At 59.7% G+C, this 23113-nt stretch carries 24 protein-coding genes; 10 read left to right on the top strand and 14 right to left on the bottom strand.

The window, feature by feature from the left end; genetic code table 11:
• Positions 1-318: 318 nt before the first annotated feature.
• The gene (locus AC1DNW_RS33005) at positions 319-741 is read right to left on the bottom strand and encodes a VOC family protein (protein ID WP_477855509.1); all 423 of its coding nucleotides are present in this window, start codon (positions 739-741) and stop codon (positions 319-321) included.
• Positions 742-816: 75 nt separating this feature from the next.
• On the opposite strand from AC1DNW_RS33005, the gene AC1DNW_RS33000 reads away from it, so the two are divergent.
• Positions 817-1500 carry a helix-turn-helix transcriptional regulator gene (locus AC1DNW_RS33000; RefSeq protein ID WP_477855508.1) on the top strand — a complete coding sequence of 228 codons (684 nt, stop codon included), beginning with the start codon at positions 817-819 and terminating at the stop codon, positions 1498-1500.
• 245 nt (positions 1501-1745) lie between these two features.
• Here the strand turns inward: AC1DNW_RS33000 and AC1DNW_RS32995 are convergent, their stop codons facing one another.
• The 10 genes from AC1DNW_RS32995 to AC1DNW_RS32950 all read right to left on the bottom strand — a co-directional run bounded on the left by AC1DNW_RS32995 (position 1746) and on the right by AC1DNW_RS32950 (position 11435).
• Positions 1746-3575: a methyl-accepting chemotaxis protein gene (locus tag AC1DNW_RS32995; RefSeq protein WP_477855507.1), complete on the bottom strand. Its 1830-nt coding sequence runs from the start codon at positions 3573-3575 to the stop codon at positions 1746-1748.
• Between the two features lie 233 nt (positions 3576-3808).
• On the bottom strand, positions 3809-4057 hold the full coding sequence (locus AC1DNW_RS32990; protein ID WP_477855506.1) for a hypothetical protein: 249 nt from the start codon (positions 4055-4057) through the stop codon (positions 3809-3811).
• 62 nt (positions 4058-4119) lie between these two features.
• On the bottom strand, positions 4120-4863 hold the full coding sequence (locus AC1DNW_RS32985; RefSeq protein ID WP_477855505.1) for an SDR family NAD(P)-dependent oxidoreductase: 744 nt from the start codon (positions 4861-4863) through the stop codon (positions 4120-4122).
• Positions 4860-5777 (bottom strand): cupin domain-containing protein, encoded by a 918-nt coding sequence (locus AC1DNW_RS32980; protein WP_477855504.1) that lies wholly within the window; start codon positions 5775-5777, stop codon positions 4860-4862. Before AC1DNW_RS32980 ends, AC1DNW_RS32985 begins: the two co-directional genes overlap by 4 nt.
• A gap of 30 nt (positions 5778-5807) precedes the next feature.
• Complete coding sequence (locus AC1DNW_RS32975) at positions 5808-6704, bottom strand: branched-chain amino acid ABC transporter permease (RefSeq protein WP_162765479.1); 897 nt, start codon at positions 6702-6704, stop codon at positions 5808-5810.
• Positions 6697-7470 (bottom strand): ABC transporter ATP-binding protein, encoded by a 774-nt coding sequence (locus AC1DNW_RS32970; RefSeq protein ID WP_113299025.1) that lies wholly within the window; start codon positions 7468-7470, stop codon positions 6697-6699. The genes AC1DNW_RS32975 and AC1DNW_RS32970 overlap by 8 nt, the downstream gene beginning before the upstream one ends.
• A 2-nt stretch (positions 7471-7472) precedes the next feature.
• The gene (locus AC1DNW_RS32965; RefSeq protein WP_477855503.1) at positions 7473-8459 is read right to left on the bottom strand and encodes a branched-chain amino acid ABC transporter permease; all 987 of its coding nucleotides are present in this window, start codon (positions 8457-8459) and stop codon (positions 7473-7475) included.
• Positions 8431-9159 carry an ABC transporter ATP-binding protein gene (locus AC1DNW_RS32960; RefSeq protein ID WP_113508965.1) on the bottom strand — a complete coding sequence of 243 codons (729 nt, stop codon included), beginning with the start codon at positions 9157-9159 and terminating at the stop codon, positions 8431-8433. The genes AC1DNW_RS32965 and AC1DNW_RS32960 overlap by 29 nt, the downstream gene beginning before the upstream one ends.
• The gene (locus AC1DNW_RS32955; RefSeq protein WP_162747182.1) at positions 9156-10292 is read right to left on the bottom strand and encodes an ABC transporter substrate-binding protein; all 1137 of its coding nucleotides are present in this window, start codon (positions 10290-10292) and stop codon (positions 9156-9158) included. Before AC1DNW_RS32955 ends, AC1DNW_RS32960 begins: the two co-directional genes overlap by 4 nt.
• A 126-nt stretch (positions 10293-10418) precedes the next feature.
• Entirely contained in the window at positions 10419-11435 is a 1017-nt protein-coding gene (locus AC1DNW_RS32950) for an IclR family transcriptional regulator (protein ID WP_477855502.1), read from the bottom strand.
• Between AC1DNW_RS32950 and AC1DNW_RS32945 the strand changes: the two genes are divergently transcribed.
• The 8 genes from AC1DNW_RS32945 (at position 11434) to phbB (ending at position 18205) form a co-directional block, all read left to right on the top strand.
• Positions 11434-12126 (top strand): HpcH/HpaI aldolase family protein, encoded by a 693-nt coding sequence (locus tag AC1DNW_RS32945; RefSeq protein WP_477855501.1) that lies wholly within the window; start codon positions 11434-11436, stop codon positions 12124-12126. The two genes, AC1DNW_RS32950 and AC1DNW_RS32945, sit on opposite strands and share 2 nt — an antisense overlap.
• 39 nt (positions 12127-12165) lie before the next feature.
• Positions 12166-13095 carry a DUF6282 family protein gene (locus AC1DNW_RS32940; RefSeq protein WP_113508963.1) on the top strand — a complete coding sequence of 310 codons (930 nt, stop codon included), beginning with the start codon at positions 12166-12168 and terminating at the stop codon, positions 13093-13095.
• A 6-nt stretch (positions 13096-13101) separates the two neighbouring features.
• On the top strand, positions 13102-13815 hold the full coding sequence (locus AC1DNW_RS32935; RefSeq protein ID WP_477855500.1) for an NAD(P)H-dependent oxidoreductase: 714 nt from the start codon (positions 13102-13104) through the stop codon (positions 13813-13815).
• A 33-nt stretch (positions 13816-13848) separates the two neighbouring features.
• Positions 13849-14778, top strand: a complete 930-nt coding sequence (kce, locus tag AC1DNW_RS32930) for a 3,5-dioxohexanoate:acetyl-CoA acetone transferase (RefSeq protein WP_477855499.1) — start codon at positions 13849-13851, stop codon at positions 14776-14778.
• 78 nt (positions 14779-14856) lie between these two features.
• Entirely contained in the window at positions 14857-15570 is a 714-nt protein-coding gene (locus AC1DNW_RS32925) for a CoA transferase subunit A (protein ID WP_477855498.1), read from the top strand.
• Position 15571: 1 nt separating this feature from the next.
• On the top strand, positions 15572-16219 hold the full coding sequence (locus AC1DNW_RS32920) for a CoA transferase subunit B (protein ID WP_113299033.1): 648 nt from the start codon (positions 15572-15574) through the stop codon (positions 16217-16219).
• A 13-nt stretch (positions 16220-16232) separates the two neighbouring features.
• Positions 16233-17414: an acetyl-CoA C-acetyltransferase gene (locus AC1DNW_RS32915; protein WP_477855497.1), complete on the top strand. Its 1182-nt coding sequence runs from the start codon at positions 16233-16235 to the stop codon at positions 17412-17414.
• Positions 17415-17479: 65 nt separating this feature from the next.
• Positions 17480-18205, top strand: a complete 726-nt coding sequence (phbB, locus tag AC1DNW_RS32910; RefSeq protein ID WP_113312041.1) for a beta-ketoacyl-ACP reductase — start codon at positions 17480-17482, stop codon at positions 18203-18205.
• A 143-nt stretch (positions 18206-18348) separates the two neighbouring features.
• Here phbB and AC1DNW_RS32905 read toward each other — a convergent pair whose 3' ends face one another.
• The 3 genes from AC1DNW_RS32905 to AC1DNW_RS32895 form a co-directional block, all read right to left on the bottom strand.
• Positions 18349-18492, bottom strand: coding sequence for a hypothetical protein (locus AC1DNW_RS32905; RefSeq protein WP_477855496.1), 144 nt, complete (start codon positions 18490-18492; stop codon positions 18349-18351).
• Positions 18493-18684: 192 nt separating this feature from the next.
• On the bottom strand, positions 18685-18939 hold the full coding sequence (locus AC1DNW_RS32900; RefSeq protein ID WP_113299537.1) for a YMGG-like glycine zipper-containing protein: 255 nt from the start codon (positions 18937-18939) through the stop codon (positions 18685-18687).
• Positions 18940-18965: 26 nt separating this feature from the next.
• The gene (locus AC1DNW_RS32895; protein ID WP_007825451.1) at positions 18966-19121 is read right to left on the bottom strand and encodes a DUF3309 family protein; all 156 of its coding nucleotides are present in this window, start codon (positions 19119-19121) and stop codon (positions 18966-18968) included.
• 859 nt (positions 19122-19980) lie between these two features.
• Between AC1DNW_RS32895 and AC1DNW_RS32890 the strand changes: the two genes are divergently transcribed.
• On the top strand, positions 19981-23112 hold the full coding sequence (locus AC1DNW_RS32890) for a helicase-related protein (RefSeq protein WP_113312040.1): 3132 nt from the start codon (positions 19981-19983) through the stop codon (positions 23110-23112).
• Position 23113 lies beyond the last annotated feature (1 nt).

Genomic DNA, 23113 nt, shown 5'->3' with positions numbered 1-23113 from the left:
GTCCAGAGGCCCACATCCACTTATTATTCGCTACGTGGTCACCGCATTCTCCACGTAGCGTAGTTCTTATTGTATCCTTACGCGGAATCGCAGCTCTTTCAGAGCTGCAACGCTGACGCATGGCCTTCAACATCGGAAAGTCCGCTCCGGCTTCGCATTTCAAAAGCTTCGCGATGCGTTCGGCACCCTGCCCGCCAGCTTCATATACAGCTCTGCGGGAACTTCCGTCAGCAACCTATTTCAGCAAAAACGGAACAGTTGCTCGATACGAAAATACTAATCCGGAAATCATGCGTCATTGGCGCACGTTGGATTGGTTCAGTGCGCCTCGTTGCTGTGAACGTCGAGAACCCACGTAACGCCAAATTGGTCCTTCAGCATTCCGTAAAGCGGTGACCAGCCGGCCGGCGCGAGATCCTGAACGATCGTTGCGCCCACCATCAGCTTTTCCCAGTAGCCTGTGATCTCGGTGACGGTGTCGCCGCTCACCGAGATGAAAAATGGGGCCTTACCCGGATCGTAATCACGGCTCGCGGGTGCGTCGTAGGCCATGATCGTAAAGCCCTCAACCGAAACGATTTGCCCCCAGCCAACCAGTTCGGCTTCCTGGGGATCGGTCGTGCCGTAAATCTGGGCATGCGTTACGAGGGCGAGATCCCCACCGAAGACTGACTGATAGTACGACAGCGCCGCGCGCGCACTGCCTCGAAAATTGATATGCGCTACCGTCTTGATGCTCATTTCGATGCCTTCTGCTGCGTGAGTTGAATATGCGTGGTATAGGGCCGTCCTACTGACACTTCACGGCAGTTGGCGATGAGCGGACCGGATAGATTATTGAGGCTGCTGCAGGTTATGCGCGTCATGGCGCCGCCGATCACGGCGCAGCGTTTGGCGAAGGAGCGCGGCGTATCGATACGCTCCATCTATCGTGATATTGAACTGTTGCGGCTTGCCGGCGCCAGGATCGACGGAGAGCGCGGTTATGGCTACCGCCTGATCGAGGACTACGCGCTACCGCCACAAACATTCGATCGCATGGAAATTGAGGCTATTGCTGTAGGCCTCGGAGAAGTGCGCCAGATGGGTGATCCCGACCTCGCACAGGCAGCAGAGGCCGTGCTGGCAAAGGTTGCTGCGACCCTGCCAGATGATCGTGAACAGCAGTTGATGCATTCGATCTCCCATGTATACCGACCCGATGGTCGCTACGGACCACACCCACACCTGAACGCCATCAGGCAGGCGTGTTGGGAGGAAGAGACGATTGAGATTGCCTATCGTGATCAGGTAGGAACCGATAGCCAGCGCGCCATCCAGCCCCTAGCCATTATGTACACCGATCACGCACTGACGGTTCTTGCATGGTGCGGGCTACGTGAAGATTTTCGCATGTTCAGGGTGGAGCGGATCAGCGAAGTGAAGAGGTCAGGGCGAAGTTTTCGACCAAGGCGAGCCGCACTGCTTCGGGACTATCTCGCGAGGCTTTCCGAGAAATAATAAGCTTGTGCCGCAGGGCTCCACGCTCTATTGCGGATTGCGCGCCTTGATCTCGCAAATGTCGCCGCGAAGATTGTCGATCTGCTTGAGGATCTGCGCGACGGCTTCCGTCAGTTTGTTTTCAGAAGGAAGTCGGTGATCTTTTCACCGCTCCCGTTCAGAAGTTTACCACGGAGATGCGTCTGCCGCCGACTGAAGCTCAACGCCAGGCGATAGAGAGGTCAAGGTTTTTCGCAAACTGAGGCTCAGCTTGCTTTACGCATTCTCTGAGCCAGCAGGTGCAGGTCGGACGCAGGAGTGACGCTGTTACCGATGCGGAATTTGGTGATCAGGCTCAGCAGTTCGTCGGTATCGGCGGCCAGTGCTTCGGCCGACGCAGTGGTCTCCTCGGCCATGGCGGCATTGTGCTGGGTTGCCGCATCGAGCTGATTGAGCGATGACGAAATCGAGCGCAGCGTTGTGTCCTGCTCGGACGCCGAGTGAGCAATCTTGCCGACGATCTCGCTGGCGGTTTTCACCTGGTCGGAGATGCGCTTCAGAGCTTCACCCGTCTGGCCGACGAGACGCACGCCGTTTTGCACCTGGCCGGAGGAGCGCGAGATTTGATCCTTGATCTCCTTGGCGGCTGCCGCGGAGCGCTGTGCCAGTTCACGCACTTCCTGAGCAACAACGGCAAAGCCTTTCCCGCTTTCGCCGGCGCGGGCAGCCTCGACCCCAGCGTTCAGGGCTAAGAGGTTAGTCTGGAAGGCGATATCATCGATGACGCCAATAATCTTTGAGATTTCTTCCGAAGAATGTTCGATGCCACCCATAGCATCGATTGCCTGTGCAACGATCTTGTCGGAGCGGATGGCTTCGTCGCTTACCAAGGTCACGCGCTCTGCAGCCTCATGGGCGCCTTCAGCGGTTTGGCGGACGGTAACCGCGAGTTCGTCGAGCGCGGCGGAGGTTTCCTCCAGATTTGCGGCCTGGCGCTCGGTGCGCTGCGACAGTTCATTGGAGGCGCGGCGGATCTCTTCCTTCGAGCCGCCGATATCGATTCCCTTGGCATTGACCTTGGTCATTGCGGCTTCCAGATGAACCAACGCCTCATTGAAATTATGGCGCAGTTGTTCGTAGCGCGCGCCGAGATCGCCGCAACGGATGGTAAGATCGCCGGTGGCAAGTGATTCCAGCGCCTCGCCGATCGTGGAGACGACGTGCGCCTGTTCGGCTGCATCCTTCTGTTGGGTATCGAGGTTCTGCTGGCGCTCKCGGTCCAGTTCCAGACGCTGACGGTCTTCGCGCTCTGCCATGGCATTGCGCTCGCGGATCTTCTCCTGCAACGCCTGAGTGGCATTTGCCATCTTGCCAACTTCATTTGACATTTCGGTATGCGGCACCGCCGTGCTGACATCTTCATMGGCAACGGCCTGCAGCGCGTCGTGTACGGCAGCGAGGGGTTTGGTGATGTTGCGAATGACAAGGAACGCAACACCAATCGCTAGCAGGAAGACGATGAGACCGAAGCTCACAACTTCAAGAATGGTGTCGCTGACCTTGGCATCCAGATCGTCGGTGTAGACGCCGGTAGCCACAACGATCTGCCAGGGCTCGAAAGCCTTTGAATAAGCCGCTTTCTCGAATTGCTGGTCCGCGGGCATGCCGGGCTTCGTCCAGGAGAAAATGGTGATACCGCCGCCGGCTCTGCCTTTCTCAACCATCGGCACACTCGACGTGTTCCCAGGCTGGGCTTTCTGCTCGACGCCGACGAATTTCGGGTTGCTGTGGAAGCGCGTGACGGTGTCGTAGTCCATGCCGAACAGATAACCGGCCGGCTCATACTTTACGCTCGCCACCGTCGCATAGGCCTGTTTCTGCGCTTCCTCGTGGCTGAGCGTGCCTGCCTTTTCCTGCGCGTAAAAAAATTGCAGAACAGAGATACCCGACTCCACCTGCGTGCGCAGCATCTCATAGCGCTCGCTGTAGATTGAAGCGATCGAGGCGCGGACCTGGTAGTAGGTCACAGCGGCGAAAGCCAGTGTAAGTATGGCGACCATGCCGAGCAGCTGATGGGAGATCTTCAGGTTTTTCATGTTCGACTCGCAATGTTTGCGCAAGCTCGCAAGATTGAAAAGAAACGGGCTGAATAACGAAGCGCTTTCCGGGCGGCTGTTGGCGTCCAAAAGCGAGTCTGAGTTTGTTGTTCAGGAGTTGAACAAAAATTAAATCGCGTTTCGGTAGAGGAAACAGCGCGCATTTTGTGAAAATTATTCGCGGATCTTGCTGCTGTTTCGATATTCCGAGAAGGCTGCAGCCGAAGCTGCACTCACCTCAAGAGGAAGAGGACGACGAGAACCAGCATGCAGGCGATTGCCGTCAGAAGCACGGCAATGCCCGGCGCCTCCTCCCTGAGGAGGCTGAGGCCGCTTGCCTTCAGCACGGCGAGCGCCTGTGCCTCGGTGAGCCCGCCGTCGAAGACAAACTCATGCTCCCGCCCATCCACGACCAGGATGATGGATCGACCCTTGCTCCAGAGGGCGGTCCTTCCGCATTTGACCGCCGATGCAAAACTCAAACGAGGAACCTTTGCATCGTCAATGGGCGGGACGGCGATCATCGTCAGAAGCATCCCCACGTTTACGTGACGCCGCCGTCGGCGATGATGGTGCGACCGGTGATCCAGCCCGCCTCCGGCGATGCAAGGAAGGTGACGATGCCGGCAATGTCATCGGGTTGACCGATGCGAGCGAGCGGCGTCATTGCGAGGATCTGATCGCCTCTTTCAGCCAGGATTCTGGTCGTCATGTCCGTCTCGATCACGCCGGGCGCAACCGCATTGACGGTGATCCCCTTCGGTCCGAGTTCCTTGGCGAAGGCATGTGTCAACGTCACTACCGCGGCTTTCGAGGCTGAATAGACGGAACTGGCGGGGATCGGCCGATAGGCGAGCGCCGAGGCAAAGTTGACGATGCGCCCGCCAGGGGAAGGCAGATGCGGAAGCACTGCCTCAGTCATCAGCACGGTTCCCATGATGTTGGTCTCAAGGATGCTGCGAATAAAAGGCGCATCCATCGCGCCGAGCGGACGGTACGTCCCGACGGCCGCGCAGTTGACGAGCACATCGATCTTGCCGAAGCGCTCGACGGCAGAGGACACCAACGTCTTGATATCGTCTGGATTGGCGACATCCGCCTGCACCGCGATACAATTGCGGCCGCTGCCCCCCAATTCGTCCGCAAGCCGGTTCGCCGCCTCATGATCGGACCGGTAGCCGGCCACGATATAGGCGCCGAACGACGCGAAGCGGCGAGCGATCGCGGCACCGATGCCGCGCGAACCGCCGGTGACAAGCACGACCTTGCCTTCCAATGTTGCGCTCATCGGGCAGCACCGCTCGGGTCAGGCATCGGATAGTCGTCGGCGTTCAGTACCCAGCCTTGCTTTTCCGAGAAGTCGAACCGTGGCGGCGAGAAAATGTCGACGAGCTGGTTCACATTCGCATCCATGCCGCGGGAGGTGTGTATCGCCGGCGGCGGGATGACGGTGACTGAGGGGGAGCCGCAGAGTTCATGGTCATCGGCGCGCCAAGCATGGAGGTTCGGCGTCCACGGCCAACGGATGTGATGTGTATAGGATCCTTCAAGCGCCAGCGAGCATTGTTCGAAATCGTCATGGTAATGGGGCGAGAGCTTGGTGATGTCGCGCGGACCCCTCTCCTGCGGCAAGACATTGACCATGAAAGTCGTGCAGCGCCAGATGCGGCCGAAACGGCCCGGCTCGTCCGGCACATCGAGCGAATAGGTTCGCACCCGGTACCCGTCCTTGGGCTCGGGCCAGGGCTGAAATGGTGGGATGTTCGGGTGATGTGTGGCATAGGCGGCGGCATTGATGCAGGCCAGCGCCAGGTCTTCCGATCGCGACGAGAACATGCGCACCAGGCGCCCGCCTTCCGGCATGACGACCGTGCTGTCGCCCGGCGGCACGAAGGCCAGCGAATAACCAGACACCGTTTCCGTCCTGCCCTGCCACGTGATCGTCGCCGACGACTTTGCATCGGGCAGAAGGACGGCATATTCGTCGACCTGCCCCTTCCGGCCGAAGGTCGCCCCGGGCCGTGCCTCGCTGTGGGCAATGATGAAATTCTGTCCCCGCCCCAGCCACGTCTTGCCGTTGGAATCGTCCTCCTGCGGTGCCGTCTCATAGAATTTCAGATATTCTGCCGCGGCGAAATCCGTGGCCGACGGCCCTGTCCTGGCCGTTGCCAGTGACGAGCGGGGATCACTGCTGTTGTACATCGGCATTTTCCTTTTCCAATCTGATGCCCGTCAATGCGATTTCGCACCGGGGCCGTAACCGGCAAATATCCCATTGGGGAAGAGAAGCAGGACGAGGAGGAGCACGCTGAGCGCCGCGACATTCTTGAAGCCGGCTCCCAGCATGACAATCGCAAGCGCCTGCAGGATGCCGAGCAGAAGGCCACCGGCGAGAGCCCCACCTGCCCGCCCGAAGCCGCCGATGATCGCGGCGATGAAACCGTTGACGCCGAAGGGCGTACCGACATTGTAGGCGGTATACTGCGTCGGCGTGACCAGGATGCCCGCGATCGCACCCAGCGCAGCGCTCAATGCGAAGGCGACGAGCATCATGCGGGCGACCGGAATGCCGAGCAACTGAGCCGCCTCCCGGTTCTGCGAGCAGGCACGCAGCGCCCGTCCGGTCCGCGTTCTCGTGAAGAATAGCCATAGGAGTACGACGAGAAGCGCGCCGCACCCGAGGATCCAGAAGAGCTGATAACCGATGGCGAGGTCGCCGATTTTCAATGGTCCGCCAGGGGTGAACTCTTCGAACGTGCGCGGACGGTCGCCGAACGTCAAAAGCGTGATGCGTTCGATCATGATCTGCGACGCCAGGGTCGCGAGAATGATCGCAAAGAGCGTCGCGCCGCGATGCATCATCGGCCGGACKATCAAAAGCTCCATCGCCATGCCTGACACCGCAACGAGCGGAATGGTCAAGACGATCGCGAGCACCAGCGGCACTCCGAGCTCGCCGAGCAGAACCTGGCAGACCATGCCGCCAAGCATGACGAACACGCCCTGTGCGAAGTTCACGATGCCGCTTGCATTGTAGATGACGCAGAATCCGATCCCGACGAGACCGTAGATGAGCCCGACCCCGACGCCGTTGACGATGCTTTGAAGGAATTCGATCATGCTAGGCATCAGCCATCTCCGTTCCGCCGAGGTAAGCCGCAATGACGTCGGGATGGACCTTGATCTCATCCGGCGTGCCTTCGGCGATCTTCTTTCCAAAATCGAGGACGACGATGCGTTGCGCGATCTTCATGACGAGGCTCATGTCGTGCTCGATGAGGATCACCGTCGTCCCGCCCTGGTGGATGCGTTTGATGACTTCCGCCAGCGCTTCGGTTTCCTGTGTATTGAGGCCGGCTGCCGGCTCGTCGAGCAACAGAAGCCGCGGTTTTGCCGCTAGCGCCCGCGCCACCTCGAGCAGCCGCTGCCGGCCATAGGGCAGCTTGTCGGCCTGAAGGTCCGCCTGATTTTCCAGGCCGACGAAGCGCAGGAGTTCGCGCGCGCCTTCGCTGACGCTCTTCTCCTGCCGGCGCATCCAATCCGGGCGGAACAGGGCGGAGAAAACACCGCCGCGCGTGACCCTATGGCTGCCGATCTCGACATTCTCGGCAACCGTCAGATGCTTGAAAAGCTGGACGAGTTGGTAGGTCCGAACGAGGCCGGCCGATGCGACGCTATGAGAGGAGAGGCCCGTGATCTCCTTGCCGTCGAAATGGATCGAGCCCGTAGTTGGAGGAAAGAAGCCTGAGATGACGTTGAACAACGTCGTCTTGCCGGCCCCGTTGGGGCCGATCACCGCGAGCAGTTCTCCCTCCTCAACATCGAAGGAGATGGACTGATTGGCAAGCAGGCCACCGAAACGCTTCGTCTCTTCACGAACGGAAAGCAGTGCCATGATCAGGCTCCTCCTTTGGTCGGCCTGTTTGGCCATTTGAAGAGGACCCACAGGCCAGCCATGCCCCGCGGCGCAAAAATGAGGATCAAGATGAGGATGGCTGTATAGGCGATGTCCTGCATTTCCTTCAGGCCGCGCAAGGCCTCCGGCAGGACCGAGACGACAATGGCGCCGACGAGCGGACCCCACGTCGTTCCGATGCCGCCGAGATAGAGCATGGCAAAGCTTTGCACGACCATCGTCGTCCCGAAGACCTCGGGGCTGATAAAGCCGATGAAATGCGAAAACAGCGAGCCGGCCGCGGAGGCGTAGAGCGCGGCTATGACGAAGGCGATGAGCTTGTAGCGGGCGATGTTGATGCCGAGCGCGGTTGCTGCCTGTTCGCTGCCGGCGATCGCAGCAAGCGCTCGCCCGAAGCGCGACTGCCGCAGGCGGCTAGCCACGCCGATGCCGAACAGGGCGAGGACGACGAGCGCCACGAGCTGATGTTTGACCGTAAGGAGCTCGTATCCCGCGATACCGAGGGGCGGCACGCCCGAATAGCCCATATAGCCCTGCGTCAGGCTCGTCCACTCGATGCTGATCTCATAGACGATGAGGCCGAGTGCGAAGGTCGCCATGGCGAGATAGTGACCGCGCAGGCGCAGCGTCGGGTAACCGACGACAACTGCCGCCACACCCGATATAGCCATCGTCACGAGGAGCGCCAGAAGCGGTTCCCAGCCATAATCGGTGCATAGGATGGCGCTTCCATAGCCGCCGATGGCGGCAAACGCGCTTTGACCGAACGAGGCCTGGCCCGTGTAGCCCATGAAGAAATTGAGCCCGGTGCAGAATATCGTGTAGATGAATGCGAAGCCGAGTACGGTGACGATGTAGTCGCTCGACAACAATCCCAGTGCTGCCAGAACCAGTACGGCAATGACCGGCAGCATCGATGGCCAGCGGCTTGCCGCCGGCTCAATGGAGGTAATAGCGTGCGAGGTCATGATGCGATTTAATCTCATCTGTCTTGAGTTCTGCGACGATCGTTCCAAGCGAGATGACATAGACCCGCTGCGCGAGCTTCAGCGCCAAGGGCGCCTTTTGCTCGACGAGCAGAATGCCAATTCCGCGACGATTGAGTTCGCTAAGGGTGCCGAGAATCTCCGATGCCACCCGCGGCGCGAGACCCAGTGACGGCTCGTCGAGCATGAGTAGTTTCGGCTTGGCCATGAGGGCACGGCCGATCGCCAGCATCTGCTGTTCACCGCCCGAGAGCGAACCGGCGATCTGTCCCAGCCGTTCGCGCAGACGCGGAAAGAGTTCAAATACGCTCTCCATCTGCTTGTCCGACTCTCCGGCATGCAGATAGCCGCCGATGACCAGGTTTTCCCGCACGCTCATGAGCGGGAACAGGCCCCTGCCCTCCTGCACCATGACGATGCCGCGCTGCGCAAGCTTGTGGGTCGATAATCCGCTGACGTCCTCGCCGCGGAAAAATATCGCCCCCTTGCGCACCGTCAGACGCGTCAACGCACGCATCAGCGTCGTCTTGCCCGCACCATTCGGCCCGAGAATGGTCACCAGCTCTCCCTCGGAAATATGCAGGCTCGTGGGCTTCAAAGCCTGCACATGTCCGTAGCTGGCTGAGATATCCCTCGCTTCGAGCAGAGGGGTATCCTTCGCGCCGACCGCATCCCCGCTCATTCGGCAAGCACCAGTTCGCCGCCAGCATATTTGCCGATCAGGAAGGGGTTCTCCGTGATGCCGACATGCTGATCGTGAGAAAAATTGAACGATGCGTAGGCGCCGGTATAGGACGGCACCTTCTCGGTCGCATCGCGCAGCGCCTCGCCATCGGTCGATTTGGCGATCTCCGCCGCCTTTGCCAGCACCATCATGCTATCAAAGGCTCGGGCGCTATTAGTCGGGTCGCGATCGGGATATTTCGGCGTCCAATATTTGAGGAATGCTTCGACGGCATCCTTGGTCGGACCAGCCTTCAACTGCTTTGGCAATTGCACCGGAGGCGCCACGAACAGGAAGCGGTCGGACAAGACCTCTCCTGCCTGCTTGAAGATGGAGCCGTCATCGTTGCTGGAAAGCAGCAACATCTTATCCAGGCCAAGCTGTTTGATGTTCTTGGCCGCGGTCACCGTCGACCCGCCCTGACCGATCTTGACGACCGCCCCCCCTCCGGCTGCGTTGATGCGCCCMAGCTGGACTGTCATATCGCTGTCGTCGGCCTTGTAGGTTTCCTGCGCCACGACCTCTAGCCCGTATTCCTTGGCGAGTTCGACGCCAAGATCCTTCATCATCAGAGCATAGGGCGTCGGATCGTAAAGAAGCCCGATCTTGCGGATCGATGTCTTTTCCTTGAGGTAGCGATAGCGTGACTCCATCTCATACTTTGGCGGCGCCAGGAAGCTGAAGGCCCATTCCTGCTCGTTGATCCGCTTTGGCAGGATCGAGCAAAGATACATCGGCAGCTTCGCCTGCATGACAAAGGAGGCCGCCGCGAAATTGCCGGCCGATACGCATCCGCTGTCGAAAAGATTGACCTCGTCACTTGAAATCATCTTGCGATAGCCGACAACCGCATCCTGCGGCTGGGAATGATTGTCCTCGGTGATGATCTCTATTTTCTGACCGAGGATACCGCCCTTTTCATTCAGCACCTCGGCGCCGATGGCGAGCCCGTCGCGCCAGGCGCGATCGATGACCGCCGCATAGCCGGTCAATCCGACCGACGACCCAATCTTGAACGTATCCTCGGCCTGCACAGGGCCGGACAACATTGTACCGATGGCCAAAGCCAAGCACCAATTGCGAACGGTCACTTTTCCTCCTCCCAAGACAAGCCCCATTCCTCCGGGTGTCCTACTTATTGAAACAACGTTTCGCTGATAAGAATATTTGCAAACTTTTCCTTGTCAAGCCCGCACGGCGTCCATGCGCCGCTGTGATTAGAGATTCGGGCAGCCAAGCGCATGCGAGACGCGCCGTGCGGCCGCCATTGTGCGCTGCCGCTGATCTTCGGAAGGGATTTCTCCGATGAACTGGATCATGTCGACGACCCCGACGGCGCCGCAGACCGCGCCCGCGGAATCAAAGATCGGCGCAGCCAGCGTGTTGAGCCCGATGGCGGTCTGATTGGGAGCCGTTGCCCAACCTTGCGCCCTGATCCTTTCCAGCTCGGCGCTCAGGGCCGACGGACTCATGATCGTGTGCGGCGTGAAGATCTCAAACTTTCCCCGAAGAACACGACCGCGAAACTCCTCCGAGGCAAAGGCGAGCGCCGCCTTGCCCTGCGCGGAACTGGTAAAGGTCAGAATAGAACCGGCGCGAACGCCGATTTCTATGGGAGAGCGGCCCGGAACCGCCGCCAGTACGCGCATTCCGTCCGGCGTCATCTGAGAGACCACGGCCGAATGGCCGAGCGCATCCCTGAGTTCCATCAGCGGGTCGGCAGCCACGTGCGTAAGATCGAGGTTGTCGCTGACCGCCCTGCCGAGCGCAACGAGACGCGGGCCGCTTTCATAACGATCCGAACCGCTGGGCTGAACGATATAGCCTTGCTGAACAAGGGTCTGCAGATAGCGATGAATACGGCTCTTCGTCGTTCCGAGCGCCTGCGCAAGCGTTGTCACCCCGACAGCCTKCCGTTCCTTCGCGAGATATTCGATAATACTCAATGCGAGCTGGACAGCCTGAACACCGTCGCCATCCTTGCCTTCCATACGGGGCATAAGCCCTCCCTCATTCAAATCGCACGCATGGGTCTTGACATACCCCCAGGCCGCAGGTGTACAAATTTTCAAAATCAGAATGATGTTCTGATCATCGAAACGATAGGGAGGATTCGAGCTCGTGTCAACAGCTCTGCCAACGCGCTTTCGCCAACGGTTTCTCAGCCGGGAGACACTTCTCGGTTCGTTCATCAAAACACCGACCACGCACTCTATCGAAATCCTGGGCGGCATGGGATTCGATTTCGTCGTAATCGACGAGGAACATGCGCCATTCGACCGGGTCACCATCGACAACGGCTTGCTTGCCGCGCGCGCCGTTGGGACGGCCGGAATCGTGCGCGTCGCCGAGCCGACGGCCTCAAAATTGTTGGCCGTGCTTGACGACGGCGCAGCCGGTGTCCTCGTGCCGCATGTGATGAACGTCGAGAAGGCCAGAGCGGTCGTGTCGGCCTGCCGCTACAAGGGCGGATCGCGGGGTTTTTCCAACTCGCCCMRCGCAGGACATTATGGCGCAGTCGGCATGTGGCCGCATGTGGAGGATCAGGACAGGTCGATCACGGTGATCGCAATGATCGAAGATCCCGAGGCTCTGGATGTCATCGACGACATCGTCGCCGTCGACGGCCTGGATGGTGTCTTTGTCGGCCGTGGCGATCTTTGCGTGGCGATGGGTGCTCAGTCGCCGGCCTCGCCGCAGGTGCAGGCCGCGACGGAAAAGATCGCCAAGGCTGCCATTGCGGCCGGCAAGCCGGTCTGCGTTATGGTCGGGTCAATCGCCGAAACTGCGGCGTTTCGCACGCTTGGCATCACGTCCTTCATCGTTTCGTCCGACCAGGGCCTGATGCGGCAGGCGGCAGGACAGGTTCTGACGGATTTCCGAGAAATTGCAGAAAGCAGGCTGAAGGCCGGGACTGCGGCTTAACGCATCCCGCTCAGGCTCAATTTGGTGAGGAGAAGAGACATGCTGGTTGATAAGGTTGAACGGGGCTCCAACGGCTCGCGGGACGAAGAAGTCGAGGCATTGCTGAAAGGGGCGGTCGATCTGCACTGCCACAGCGGGCCGGCGGCCATGCCGCGCGTTCTCGATCATCGTGAGGCGATGCAGGACGCCGCTGATGCTGGGTTTCGCGCTCTGCTCTACAAGGACCATTTCTATCTCGGCACACCACATGCGAAAATCCTGGAGACCATCTATCCCGACACCGGTGTCAAGCTCTTCTCCGGCATCGCGCTCAACAATGCGAGCGGCGGCATCAATCCTTACGCGGTCGATCATGCCATCAAGATCGGCGGCAAGATCGTGTGGATGCCGACCCTTGCGGCAGCCAACCATATCCGCAAGGGGCTGACCGAGGCCAAGAGCTTCCCAAAGACAGCGCAGAAGATGCTCGATCCGACGCCGCTGACCGCATTGGACGCAAACGGCGAGGTAAGCGACGACGCGAAAAAGGTTCTCGACCTGATCGCTGAAGGCGACATCATTCTCGCCGGCGGGCATCTTGAGGCGAGCGAGCTCTTCGTGCTGTTCGAAGAGGCCAGGAAGCGCGGTGTCAGGAAGATGCTCGTCAATCACCCGACCTATATCGTCGGGTGCTCGGACGAAGATATCAGAGGACTGGTTTCGCTTGGCGCCTATATGGAGCATTCGATATGCATGTTCATCGACGGATCCGGCAACCAGTACGAGCCAAGCTATCTGCAGCATCTGATCGAGATCGCGGGCATCGACAGGACCTGCCTGTGCTCCGATCTCGGTCTGCTCGGCGCCCCGCGTCCGCTCGAAGGCTACCGTCAGATCGTGCGCGCTCTGCTCGACATGCAGTTTTCGCATCAGGATATCCGCACCCTGATCGGCGACAACTCTGCCCGCCTGCTCAATCTGGCAGCCTGAGCCGTCATGAGGGTTCTGATTGTCTTGGCTCACCCGGAACCGACGTCCTTCTGTGCAGCACTCAGGCAGGGAGCAGTCGAGACAATCGAAGCTGCCGGACACGAGGTGATCGTCTCCGACCTCTATGCGGAAGGCTTCAACCCGGTCGCAGGACGGCATGATTTCCAGGAAATTGCGGATGCGGCACGCTTTCATTACCAGAGCGAACAGCTGCACGCCGTTCAAGGGGAAGGATTTTCGGGCGAGATCACGCGTGAGCAGGCCCGCATCGAAAGTGCTGACGCCATCGTTTTTCTTTTCCCGCTCTGGTGGGGCGGCCCACCAGCCATCCTCAAGGGCTGGATCGATCGCGTCCTTGCCTATGGCTTTGCCTATGTCGACAGTGCCCGCTTCGAAAACGGTCTCTTCAAGGGCAAGCGAAGTCTTCTTTGCGTAACGACGGGCGGCACATCCGCCCGCTTCACCGCCGACGGTGTTTATGGCGACATCGACAGGGTGCTCTGGCCGGTCCAKCGGCTGACGCTCGATTACATGGGCCTTGCGGCGGAGGAACCTTTCATCTGTTACGGCACGCCGCGCGTCGGGGCGCAAGGGCGTGCCCTGTATCTCGCCTCATGGCGCAACCACCTGCTGACCATGCTGAACAAGGGGCCGGTCGCGGGCGGGAAGGCCAAAGCACCTGTACTGACCGGCGCAGTACCCTGGACACGAAACGCCTGACAACATCAGCATTCGAGAATTGGAGGAGTACGCATGCCCCCTCGCAAAGTCATCATCACCTGCGCCGTCACTGGATCGATCCATACACCATCGATGTCGCCGCATCTTCCGATCACCGCCGAACAGATAGCCGAAGCCGCAATCGGTGCGGCAGAAGCAGGGGCGGCGATCGTGCATCTTCACGCCCGAAACCCGGAGAGTGGACAGCCCGACCAGAGTCTCGAAGCCTTCGCGCCTTTCCTGAAAGTGATCAAGCAGAAATCCGACGTTGTCATCAACATCACCACCGGTGGCTCTCAGACCATGACCGTCGAGGAAAGACTAAAGCCGGTCGCCACGTTCAAACCCGAGGTCGCCTCCCTCAATATGGGATCGATGAATTTCGGCCTGTTTCCGATGCTGCAGCGCTTCAAGTCGTTCAGGCATGACTGGGAGCAACCCTATCTCGAGGGCTCCAGGGAGCGGATTTTCAAGAATACGTTTGCGGATATCGAGAAGATCCTGACAACATGCGCCGACAACGGCACGCGTTTCGAGATCGAATGCTACGATATCGGCCACCTTTACACGCTTTCCCATTTCGTCGACCGCGGCCTTGTCAAGCCGCCCTTCTTTATCCAGAGCGTCTTTGGCCTCCTCGGCGGCATAGGCAGTCATCCCGAGGATGTGATGATGATGAAACGGACCGCCGACCGGCTGTTCGGCGACGATTACAACTGGTCGGTGCTCGGTGCGGGGCGCAACCAGATGAGCATTGCGGCCATGTCGATCGCCATGGGCGGTAATGTTCGCGTTGGGCTTGAGGATTCCCTCTGGATCGGTGCCGGCAAGCTTGCCGAGAGCAATGCCCAACAGGTTTCCAAGGTGAAAACACTGATCGAAGAACTGGGTCTTGAGGTTGCAAGCCCGACAGAGGCCCGATCGATCCTTGCACTCAAAGGCGGCGATCGTGTCGATTTCTGATCTCACCGGCAGCCTTGAYGAAGCCAAGGCCGAATTGGCGATTGAACCATACGGCCAAAGAACCAGCGTGAGGACCCTATGAGGAAGCTGACTTCAAGCGCGACGGAAGCGCTGGCCGGAGCACTGGTCAACGGCATGACGATCATGTCCGGCGGCTTCGGCCTCTGTGGCATCCCGACCAGTCTGATCGAGGCGATCCGCCTGTCGGGGGTCAGAGACCTTACGGTTATCTCCAACAATGCCGGCGTCGACGGATATGGATTGGGTATCCTCCTTGAAACCCGGCAGATCAGGAAAATGATCTCATCCTATGTGGGTGAGAACAAGCTGTTTGCCGAACAGTTCCTCTCCGGGACCTTAGAGCTGGAGTTCAATCCGCAAGGCACGCTTGCCGAGCGGATTAGGGCCGGCGGCGCTGGCATTCCGGCATTCTTCACGAAGACAGGCGTTGGCACGCTGATTGCCGAAGGCAAGGAAGTGCGTCGCTTTGGTGAAGACGATTATGTCATTGAGACAGGCCTGGTAGCGGACATCGCCCTCGTGCATGCCTGGAAGGGGGACCTGGAAGGCAATCTCGTCTACCGGAAGACGGCACGCAATTTCAATCCCGTGATGGCAACGGCTGCCCATCTGACGGTCGCCGAGGTCGAACATCTGGTGCCAGCCGGTGAGATCGATCCTGACCATATCCATACGCCCGGCATCTTCGTTCAGAAGATCGTTCATGTGCCTGCTGCGGAAAAGCTCATCGAGCAGCGTACGATAAGAACAAGACAGAGAGAGGTCGCCTGACATGGCCTGGACGCGCGAACAAATGGCGGCCCGCGCCGCCCGCGAACTGCAGGACGGCTTCTACGTCAATCTCGGGATCGGCATTCCAACGCTGGTCGCCAACTTCATTCCCGAGGGGATGGAGGTAACGCTCCAGAGCGAGAACGGCATGCTTGGAATGGGGCCCTTTCCTTTTGAAGGGGAAGAAGATGCGGATCTGATCAATGCCGGCAAGCAGACGATCACGCAGCTTTCGAAAACCAGCTATTTTTCTTCCGCCGACAGTTTTGCGATGATCCGGGGCGGACATATCGATCTGTCGATCCTCGGCGCGATGCAGGTTTCCCAAAGCGGCGACCTGGCAAACTGGATGGTTCCCGGCAAGATGGTGAAGGGCATGGGCGGCGCCATGGATCTCGTGGCCGGCGTCAAACGCGTGGTCGTCGTCATGGAACATGTGGCCAAGGGGGAACCCAAGCTGCTCAACGAGTGCACCCTGCCGCTGACCGGCAGACGCGTGACCGATATGGTCATCACCGATCTCGGCGTTTTCCGCGTTGCCCGCGCCGGCCCGCCGCAATTGACTTTGATCGGCTTGGCTGACGGCGCCTCAATCGCCGAAATCAAGGCCATGACCGAAGCGCCGTTTGATGTCGACTTGACTGATTGAAGAGGTAGAACCCATGTCCACACACTCCGTCGTCATCGCCAGCGCAGCGCGCACCGCTGTCGGTTCCTTCAACGGTGCTTTCGGCACGGTTCCCGCTCACGARCTCGGGGCGGCGGCCGTCAAGGGCGCGCTGGAGCGGGCAAATGTTTCCCCTGAAGAGGTGGACGAGGTCATCCTTGGCCAGGTCCTGCAGGCTGGCGAAGGCCAGAACCCGGCTCGCCAGGCGGCGATGAAGGCCGGCGTTCCCAAGGAAGCGACAGCCTGGAGCGTCAACCAGCTCTGCGGTTCCGGCCTGCGCGCCGTTGCCCTCGGCATGCAGCAGATCGCGCTCGGCGATGCGAAKATCATCGTCGCCGGCGGCCAGGAATCCATGTCGATGGCKCCGCATGCAGCGCATTTGCGCGGCGGCGTGAAGATGGGCGACATGAAGATGATCGACACAATGATCAAGGACGGTCTGACCGACGCCTTCTACGGCTATCATATGGGTATCACSGCRGAAAATATCGCCCGCCAGTGGCAGCTTTCMCGCGACGAGCAGGACCAGTTCGCGGTGAGTTCGCAGAACAAGGCSGAGGCCGCGCAGAAGGCCGGCCGGTTCAAGGACGAAATCATTCCCTACGTCATTCARGCTCGCAAGGGTGACCTGACCGTCGATRCAGACGAATATATCCGCCACGGTGCCACGATGGAGGCGATGGCCAAACTCCGGCCCGCCTTCGACAAGGACGGCACGGTGACGGCGGCGAATGCCTCCGGCCTCAACGATGGTGCTGCCGCGACCGTGCTGATGAGCGAAGCGGAAGCGTCCCGGCGCGGTATCCAGCCGCTTGCCCGCATCGTTTCCTGGGCAACYGCCGGTGTCGATCCGCAGGTCATGGGAACCGGCCCGATCCCGGCCTCCCGCAAGGCGCTGGAAAAGGCCGGCTGGTCCGTSGGCGATCTCGACCTCGTCGAAGCCAATGAGGCCTTCGCGGCCCAGGCCTGCGCCGTCAACAAGGATCTCGGCTGGGATCCTGCTATCGTCAACGTCAACGGCGGCGCGATCGCCATCGGTCATCCGATCGGTGCGTCGGGCGCACGCGTCCTCAACACGCTGCTTTTCGAGATGAAGCGCCGCGGCGCCAGGAAAGGGCTTGCCACATTATGTATTGGCGGCGGCATGGGTGTCGCCATGTGCTTCGAGGCAATGTAAATAGCGTACAATGCATATTTTGAGGCCCGCCTCAGAGCGGGCTTACAACAACAGGGGAGCGGAACATGAGCAGAGTGGCTCTGGTCACTGGAGGTACGCGCGGCATTGGCGCAGCAATCTCGATGGCGCTACAGAATGCCGGCTATAAGGTTGCCGCCAACTATGCCGGCAATGACGAGAAGGCCAAGGCATTTCACGATGTCACCGGCATTCCGGTCTTCAAGTGGGACGTGTCCGACTATGTCGCTTGCGGCGACGGTATCGCCAAGGTTCAGGCCGAGCTCGGCGCGATCGAAATTCTCATCAATAATGCCGGCATCACGCGCGATGCGATGTTCCACAAGATGACACCGCAGCAGTGGCATGAGGTGATCAACACCAACCTCACCGGCCTCTTCAATATGACTCACCATGTCTGGGCCGGCATGCGCGACCGCGGCTTCGGCCGCATCGTCAATATCTCCTCCATCAATGGCCAGAAGGGCCAGATGGGACAGGTGAATTATTCAGCTGCCAAGGCCGGTGACCTCGGCTTCACCAAGGCGCTCGCTCAGGAAGGCGCCGTCAAGAACATCACCGTCAACGCCATCTGCCCCGGTTACATCGGCACGGAGATGGTGCTCGCCGTGCCGGAAAAGGTGCTGAATGAGAAGATTATTCCGCAAATCCCCGTAGGGCGCCTCGGCGAACCCGAGGAGATCGGGCGCTGCGTGACCTTCCTCGTTTCCGACGATGCCGGTTTCATCACCGGTTCGACGCTGACTGCCAATGGCGGTCAGTTCTTCGTCTGAACCTGTTTCTTTTGGTTGTGACGCAGTTGCTCCGGAAGTTGCCTGTGCCATCATAAGGCCTGGCGGATGCGCTAGGCTGCAAAAGCCCCACGGACGGCGCTCAGATCGTCGCCGCCACGCGGTTTCTGGTTTCTTCGAGAGCGTCAGGCGTTTGGATGATGCCGTCTGTTGACCTTGACGGGCACCTTCTGGACGCGGTCCTGGCTGCGAAGGGCGGCGACCGTCGTCGTGAAAAAGGCTGCAGCGATCAGGACGGCGACGGCGGAATTCAGCAGGATCTGGGCCATGGTAGCTTACCTTTCCATTCGCGGGCGCCATGTGCGTTGCCCCGCGATCTTGAAAGGAATATGCGCTCGGCCTTAGTGGCGCGGTAGATTTGACTTCAGCGACCAATCGTCAACGGCGTGTTGACGACAAAAGAACGTAAGAAAACGGGCGCAGAAGCGCCCGTTTAAAACTTCCGATGAACCGGGTGTCGATTAGCGGCAACGTGCTTCGTATCGGCGGCCGTAGCGGTCGCGATAGACGCAATAGCCGCGACGCTCGACCGACTGGCCGATGAGAGCGCCAGTCAGACCGCCGGCGACTGCGCCGACTGCCGCGCCACCCCAGCTGTTGCTGACAGCGCCGCCGATGATAGCGCCCGTGCCGGCGCCGATCGCCGTGCCCTGTTCCGTCGGGGTGCAGGAGGCGAGAGCGCCGATGAGCGCGCAGCTGAGAACAATCTTTTTCATGTCTAACTCCCCAGGTTACCGGCCTTTTAAATTCGGCCCATCAATACAAGAATGATGATGATGACGAGAACTAACCCTAAACCACCGGAAGGTCCATAGCCCCAGCCTCGGCTATAGCCCCAATTCGGCAAGGCGCCGACCAATAATAGAATAAGGATAATAAGAAGTATCGTGCCTAACATGGTGTTTGTCCTGACTCATCCTCATTTCGACTGGACTAGAAACACGCATCTTCGACTTTTGTTCCCGGCTAATCTCTCGGAATATCACGGCGCCGTTATCGATTGTTTCCCTGAAGCCGAGTTTAGCCGGCGCGCCAGATGCCAAGCCGGCAAAGAATTCTGCCGCCTTTTATCCGTATGGTTAAAAATTTGTTCAAATACAACAGCTTGTGGTGAACAAAGCGGGAAAATGGCGATGTCTCCGATTCGTCAGCGATTCGTTCCGGCTTTGATCAGCGCCGAGCGTTGATCGGCTCGTGGGGCGACCGTCTTAAAGCATCGTAAATTCTGCGTGGAAATGATTAACGTGATCTGGCGCTTTCGGCCGACACTGCCGAATTGACCAAACCGTATATTGGTAGTGGCGGCAAAACGCTCACAACATCTCGCCGTGAACGAAAAGGGAAAACCTCGATATCGGCGATTCGTCTCCGATTCGTTCCGGCTTTGGTCGAAGGGTTAATTTTAGATAGGATCTGCGGGTCTTTACAGTTCGGCAAGAAACGTTAATCGCGGGTGATGAAATCCATCTTCGGCCGAGTCTTCCGATTCAGCATCTAGTGTAAAAACGCGATTCAAAATCAATACTTAGCCGTGAACAAAAGCTGAATCATCCGGAGTCAGCGATTCGTCTCCGATTCGTTCTCAGGCTGTTCCGAATCTTAAATCAAGGACTTAGCAGGGCCGCGATTTCGATGCCCAATCTGCGGTCTATTTCAAATCTGCCCTTGCGTTTAGAGCTTCGGCTGTCCATGTGTTCTGTGCCTTACCCGCAGGAGCCGACTTGACCCCGGGGCGCCCCGCCTCACTTGCATGGACCATGACCCTGACTTCGCAGCCGATGATACTGAGCGGGCGCGGCGTGACCGCGGTGCTCGGGCCGACCAATACCGGCAAGACCCATTACGCGATCGAGCGCATGGTGGCGCATGGCACTGGTGTCATTGGCCTGCCGCTTCGCCTGCTTGCGCGTGAAGTCTATACGCGCGTGGTGGAAAAGGTCGGCGCCCATAATGTGGCGCTGGTGACGGGCGAAGAGAAGATCTCGCCGCCGAATGCGCGTTTCTCCGTCTGCACGGTCGAGGCGATGCCGCGAGAAACCAAGGCTGCGTTTGTCGCCATTGACGAAGTCCAGCTTGCAGGCGACCTCGAGCGCGGCCATATTTTTACAGACCGCATCCTGCATCTGCGCGGCCGCGACGAGACGCTTCTGCTTGGTGCCGGCACCATGCGGCCGATCCTCCAGCAGCTTCTGCCGGGGATAACCGTCACCGAGCGGCCGCGGCTTTCCCACCTTCTCTATGCTGGGCAGAAGAAGATCACCCGGCTGCCGCAGCGCTCGGCAATCGTCGCCTTTTCGGCGGACGAGGTCTATGCGATCGCAGAGCTGATCCGGCGCCAGCGGGGCGGGGCAGCCGTCGTGCTCGGGGCGCTCAGTCCCCGCACCCGCAATGCGCAAGTGGCGCTCTACCAAGAAGGCGACGTCGAATATCTTGTCGCCACCGATGCGATCGGCATGGGTCTCAACCTCGATGTCGATCATGTGGCCTTCGCGCAGGATCGGAAGTTCGACGGCTATCAGTTCCGCAATCTCAATCCTGGCGAACTCGGCCAGATTGCCGGACGCGCAGGACGTCATACGCGCGACGGGACCTTCGGCGTAACCGGTCAGGTCTCGCCGTTCGACGAAGAGCTGGTGCAGCGCATCGAGGGCCATGAGTTCGACAACGTCAAGGTTCTGCAGTGGCGGACCAAGGATCTCGATTTTTCCTCGATACAATCCCTGCGGGCGAGCCTTGAAACAGGTCCTCGTGTACCCGGTCTGACGCGGGCGCTGCCTGCGGTCGACCAGCAGGCGCTCGAACATCTGTCGCGGTATCCGGAAATCGTCGATCTCGCAAACGCGCCGGCGCGCGTCGAAAAACTGTGGGAGGCTTGCGCTCTACCGGATTACCGGCGCATAACGCCAGCGCAACATGCCGATCTTATTTCTACCCTCTTTTCCGATCTTGTGCGCTATGGCACGGTGAACGAGCAGTTTTTAGCGGAGCAGGTTCACCGCTCCGATCGTACAGATGGGGAAATTGACACGCTTTCGGCGCGAATCGCGCAGATAAGAACCTGGACCTATGTTTCGAATCGGCCCGGTTGGCTTGCCGATCCGACACACTGGCAGGAAAAGACGCGGGAAATCGAAGATCGATTGTCCGATGCGTTACATGAAAGGTTGACGAAACGCTTTGTTGATCGCAGGACATCTGTGCTCATGAAGCGCCTGAGAGAGAATGCGATGCTGGAAGCTGAAATCAGTGTGAATGGCGATGTCTTTGTTGAAGGACATCATGTGGGGCAGTTGAGCGGGTTCCGTTTTACGCCTGTTGGTGGAACGGACGGACCGGACGCCAGGGCGGTTCAGGCTGCGTCCCAGAAGGCGCTCGCGCTTGAATTCGAAGCCCGCGCAGCACGCCTGCATGCCGCAGGCAATGCCGATCTGGCGATCGGTTCGGATGGCCTTGTGCGTTGGCTTGGCGACCCCGTCGGACGTCTTTCCGGCAGCGATCATGTGATGCGTCCGCGCGTCATCCTGCTTGCCGACGAGCAGCTTACGGGCAATGCGCGCGATCATGTCGCTGCCCGTATCGAGCGCTTCGTCAACCATCATATCAGCACGGTGCTGAAGCCGCTCGACGATCTGTCGCGCGCTGAAGACCTGCAGGGCCTTGCCAAGGGGCTTGCCTTCCAGCTCGTCGAGAATCTCGGCGTGCTCTTCCGCCGTGACGTGACGGAAGAGGTGAAATCTCTGGATCAGGATGCGCGCGCCTCCATGCGACGTTACGGCATCCGCTTCGGCGCCTACCACATCTTCGTACCGGCGCTTCTGAAGCCGGCACCGGCAGAGCTCATCACTCTGCTCTGGGCCCTGAAGAATGACGGGCTCGACAAGCCGGGTCATGGCGACCTCATTCCGGTGCTGGCCGCTGGCCGCACCTCTGTCGTCACCGATCCGAGCTTCGAGCGCATGTTCTATAAGCTCGCCGGCTTCCGTTTCCTCGGCAAGCGCGCGGTGCGTATCGATATCCTCGAGCGTCTGGCAGACCTTATCCGTCCGCTCCTGCAGTGGAAGCCGGGTCAGGCCAGTCGTCCGGAAGGCGCTTATGACGGTCGCCGCTTTACGACGACGACGGCGATGCTGTCCATTCTCGGCGCGACGCTGGAAGACATGGAAGAGATCCTCAAAGGTCTCGGCTATCGCGCCGACGCCGTGAAGGCCGAAGAGGCCGCTGCATTCCTTGCGACGCAAGACGTGGCATCGGCTCCTGCAGCGGCCACTGAGGCCGCGGCGGAGGAAGCTGGCGAAAAGGCCGATCATGACGACGCAGATGGCGCTGCGGAAGAAGCGCCCGCGGTCGAGGCCGCACCTGTGGCTGCGGAAACGCCTGCACCAGCCGAAGTTTCGAGTGAAGCAGGCGAGGCTGAGGCTGAGGCTGCAGAGCCGAAGCCGGTTCTCCTGTGGCGCCTCGGTGGCCGTAACGAAAACCAGCGCCAGGCGCGCGGTCATGGCGATCGTCGCGGCGGCCAGGGCGAACGACAGGGCCAGGGGCAGGGTCAGGAACGCGGCGACCGCAATCGCCGCCCTGGCGGCGGTGAAGGCGGCGAGGCCCGTGACGGCAATCGCCACAACAACCGTAACCGGGATGGTGGCAACCGTGACGGAGGCAATCGCGACGGCGGTAATCGTGACGGCGGCAGGCCACAGCAGGCGCGCAACGACCGGAACGAACAGCGCGGCGACCGTCAGGACCGCGGTGACCGCAAGGATCGCAACAATAACAACCGCGGCAATTCGCAGCCGCTGCGCTTCGAGGCCAAGCCGCCGCGCAAGGAGAAGCCGATCGATCCGGATTCGCCCTTCGCCAAACTTGCAGCGCTCAAGGAGCAGATGAAGAAGTAAT

The sequence above is a fragment of the Rhizobium sp. 05L429 genome (genome assembly GCF_056397645.1).
The sequence above is the reverse complement of the archived record's forward strand: the minus strand, read 5'-3'. Positions and strand labels throughout refer to the sequence as shown.